Origin of the sequence: Paenibacillus sp. OT2-17, assembly GCF_009827695.1 — a bacterium.
In the GTDB taxonomy this organism is placed as follows: domain Bacteria; phylum Bacillota; class Bacilli; order Paenibacillales; family Paenibacillaceae; genus Paenibacillus; species Paenibacillus polymyxa_B.
Genome location: NZ_WUDQ01000314.1, coordinates 1 through 4173, shown reverse-complemented (window position 1 = coordinate 4173; position 4173 = coordinate 1). Strand labels below are relative to the sequence as shown.

At 47.7% G+C, this 4173-nt stretch carries 3 protein-coding genes; 2 read left to right on the top strand and 1 reads right to left on the bottom strand.

What is annotated here, in order from left to right; genetic code table 11:
- The coding region (gene modB, locus GRP75_RS20215; RefSeq protein WP_160790185.1) for a molybdate ABC transporter permease subunit at positions 1 to 649 on the top strand (649 nt) is incomplete at its 5' end.
- 227 nt (positions 650 to 876) lie between these two features.
- Positions 877 to 2412: a right-handed parallel beta-helix repeat-containing protein gene (locus GRP75_RS20210; RefSeq protein WP_160790186.1), complete on the top strand. Its 1536-nt coding sequence runs from the start codon at positions 877 to 879 to the stop codon at positions 2410 to 2412.
- 236 nt (positions 2413 to 2648) lie between these two features.
- Here GRP75_RS20210 and GRP75_RS20205 read toward each other — a convergent pair whose 3' ends face one another.
- The gene (locus GRP75_RS20205) at positions 2649 to 3959 is read right to left on the bottom strand and encodes an amidohydrolase family protein (protein WP_160790184.1); all 1311 of its coding nucleotides are present in this window, start codon (positions 3957 to 3959) and stop codon (positions 2649 to 2651) included.
- Positions 3960 to 4173: the final 214 nt, after the last annotated feature.

The window sequence follows — 4173 nt, the reverse complement described above, 5'->3', positions numbered from 1 at the left end:
TCTTCCTCCGGTTATCGTATCTGTTAAAGTTGCTGTCGTCGCCAGCATCATCGTCTTTTTATTAGCTACTGTGGTAGCGCGGATGATGGCGAACTGCACGCCGCGGAGGGGAACCAGCGTGATTGAGACCGTCCTACTTCTTCCGCTCGTTTTGCCTCCCACTGTTGTCGGCTTTATTTTGCTCATCTTGCTGGGAAGGAAAAGCTGGATTGGCACTGCCTTCGAAAGCTTGTTCCAGCAGACGATTGTATTTACATGGGGAGCTGCAGTGGTGGCGGCCGTAGTTGTTGCTTTTCCACTGGCTTACCGTACCATTAAAGCAGGTTTTGAAGCTGTAGACCCAGAGGTAGAGGAGGCTGCACGTGCGCAAGGTGCCAACGAATGGCAAGTGTTTCGCCACATTACGATGCCCCTTGCCTACCGACCACTCATTTCAGGATACATTCTCGGATTTGCCCGAGGGTTAGGAGAATTTGGCGCTACGCTGATGCTTGCGGGTAATATTCCTGAACAGACCCAAACCCTGCCTACAGCGATTTACACCGCGTCCGAGGTCGGAAATATGACACTCTCTTGGAGCTGGGTAGCTGTCATCATTTTATTCTCTTTTATTATGTTGATGCTTTCTAATCGACTGGTAAAGGATTAGTCCGTTGGAGTAAGAACATGCGTAGTCTGCCGATAGGGTAGGCTGTGTTTTATTTGTCTTGAGAAAATAAAACTCTTAGACTTCTTCATTCACTCTCCAACTCTTGGCATTCGAGGTACTGGAGACTCGCGGAAGGTCGAGGCGGTACTCCGTTTGCAGGCGTAACAGATTCGGTGAATTTTTGTGGTATAATTTACAAAAAAATAAGCAAAGGGAGATGGGGAACCATGAAGAAATTCGGGCAAATGTTTCTGGTAGGTTTAGCCATGGTTTTCGGGCTTGGTCTGGTGGCCGGAAATGTGCAACCTCCCGCTGCTTCCGCGGCCGGTACAGAATATTATGTGTCCACGAGCGGCAGCGACTCTAATGCCGGAACGAACGATGCGCCGTGGAAGACGTTGCAGCACGCGGCTGACGTGGCTCCTGCGGGCAGCACGGTTTACGTCCGAGGCGGCGTGTACAAGCAGAAATTAAAGATTACCCGCTCTGGCTCCGCTTCGCAGGGTCCAATTGTGTTCACCAACTATGGGACAGAGACCGCCATTATTGATGGCAGCGGACTTTCGGTCAGCGGGAACGAAGGGCTGATCGAACTGGCCGATGTCAATCACGTTACCGTTCAGGGGTTTGAAATCCGTAATTTTACCACTGCTTCCAAGAACACGGTGCCCGTAGGTATTTATGTCCACGGTTCGGGCGGCTTCATTAATTTGTCCAACAACAAAATCCATGACATCAAAAACACGGTCACCCCGACTGGCAAAGATCGGCTGGGCCGGGACGCTCACGGTATCGCTGTTTATGGCACGAAAGCTCCGGCTTCGATTCACGACCTTACGATCAGCGGTAATGAGCTGTACAATCTCGTGCTGGGCTCCAGCGAATCGCTCGTTTTAAACGGCAACGTGGACGGCTTTGCGGTGACCGACAACCGCATTCACGATAATGACAACATCGGGATTGATCTGATCGGCTTTGAGGGAACTGCGCCGAATACTGCTTACGATCAGGCGCGAAACGGGCTAGTGAAGGGCAACCGGGTGTACAATAATTCTGTTCAAAATAACCCATCTTACAAGAGCGATGACAACTCGGCCGGTGGTATTTATGTAGATGGGGGCAAGGACAGCATTATCGAGCAGAACTACAGTTACAACAACGACATCGGCGTCGAAATGGCCTCTGAGCATGCCGGCAAAGCCACCAGCAATATTACAGTCCGCAGCAACGTGATATATAACAACCGACTGACTGGTATTGCCATGGGCGGTTACAATGAGGAGCGCGGCTCAACGGTAAACTGCAAGATCGTGAACAATACGCTATACAAGAACGATACATTTGACGACGGAAGCGGCCAGCTTTTGGTTCAGTACGATACGCGAAACAATGTGATCAAAAACAATATTTTCGTGGCTAGCTCCACAGATATGCTGATCTCCAATGGATACACCAAAAATTCCGGCAATGTTGTGGATTATAATTTATATTTCGCTCCGAGCGGCAGCTCGGAAGCTAACTGGATCTGGAAAAATAAAGAGTATACGGGATTCTCCGCATACAAATCGGGAACCGGCAACGATACGCATTCTCTGTTTGCCGATCCTAAATTCGTGAATGCCGCGAACAGCGACTTCCATTTGCAGTCTTCGTCTCCTGCGATCGATGCCGGGAACACGGACCGTGCCATCATTGGAACACTGGATATTGACGGGAAGCCCAGAGTACAGGGAGCCGCGGTGAACATCGGTGCCTACGAGTAAGTCTTATATTTTATGACCAACAGTGCATACCGAAATTATGTGGGACCACTGATTGTACGTTTTTACAATGTTCCTTGCAATTAAAACTCCTTCAAAGAGAATCCCCATGTCGTAAGATATGAGGATAAACTTTGGAGGTGTTTTTGCGTTGGCAACAAGATTAAGCTATCCTCGGGAAGTGAAAATGGAAGTATACAAATGAGATTAGAAAGTAGTTCCTGTTCAAGAGGCTCTGATTAACCTTGTTGTTGTACACCTTTGAACCATACGGATTTGATCGACAAGGTATCCGAGATGTTGGTTGTCGGATCACCGTTTACTAGTATAAGGTCAGCGAGCGCACCTTCGGTAATACAGCCGCGATCGTAAAGCCCAAAGCAACGGGCCGGTTTCGCGGTAGCCGACTGAAGCGCTTCTATGGGAGAAAATCCGGCCTCAACCAGCAATTGCATTTCATGATGAACGCTGGCTCCATGAGCAAGGCCGCCAAGATTGGGAACAGGAACGGGGGCGACATCCGTCCCGACCAGAATATCCACACCGGCACGGTGAAGATCCATCACATTTTTAAAGCTATTCTCCAAATTGCCTTGCGGGAAAGTATGGAAGCTTGAGTTCAACATATCGATCCATTCCGGACTTAATTTGGAATAAACACGTGGATCATTCGCCAATTCTGATGCCGGATTCCCCAGAATGGATGAGTTCAATACTAAGCACGGTATAACAAATGCACCTGAATCCGCTATGGATTTCACCAACTCGGATGTGCATTCGGGCCTGTCGAGAAATAAGTGACCCAATCCGTCGACTCCCATATCGATGGCGGTTTGCGAAGAATCAGCCGTCAAGACGTGGGCTATGACAATTTTATCGAATTTATGGGCTTCTGCCACGGCTGCTTTTAAAATCTCGTCGCTTAAAATAGGTAGTCCAGGGGCACCCAAGACCGTCCCTTCTTCAATCATGATTTTAATATAGTCGGCGCCACTCTCCACCTGGGTATGCACATGTTTGATCGCTTCTTCCACTGTCGTCACTTGGGGCACCTCTTCGTGATCGTGAGCGTAGGCGGCTAGCATAGCTTCCCGGTCTTCCTTGGGTAACTTCTCCAACTCCTTTAATACGAACTCTGGAATTTCATCCTCATCCTGCAATAATTCATCCGGATGACCACCTGGAGCAGTGATCGCTGTGCCGGCAGAACGGACTTCGGCGACGTCATTCACGTTTTTTAACTGGATCTTGCGCCCTCTTTCTGTAAAACTGCCGTTCATTTCGAGTTCTGTCGTGACGCCGAATTTTAAAGCATCTCGTAACCCACCGATTGAAGTGTGGACATGCGCATCAATCAGGCCGGGCAATAATGTCGCATTTTCCCCATCGATGATCGTTGCATGTGTCGGAAGGTCTCCGCCTACCGAAATAATGGTTTCCCCATGGATGACAACATTTCTGGGCTCAATAACTTTTTCACCATCGAAAATACGTACATTCGTAATCGCTGTAACTTTTTCTACCGTAGAGCTTTGAGTTACATTCTTCATGTCGTTCCTCCTTAGTGTTCAATCTTAAACACTTAGAATTCTAACTATTAGTTTTATAACTGTCAATAAACTAATTTTCATTTGACAAACAGTTTAGAGATTTATATAGTTTATTTACTGACAATTAGACTTCTAATAATTTGAGGAGATATGATTATGAAAACCCAAAAGGATACGGTTTATCTGGATTTGTTTCAGACTATTGGTCTTAAGT

Coding starts and splice junctions, on each gene's coding strand:
- GRP75_RS20205 (WP_160790184.1), bottom strand. CDS start 3,959: ATGAAGAATGTAACTCAAAGCTCTACGGTAGAAAAAGTTACAGCGATT.
- GRP75_RS20210 (WP_160790186.1), top strand. CDS start 877: ATGAAGAAATTCGGGCAAATGTTTCTGGTAGGTTTAGCCATGGTTTTC.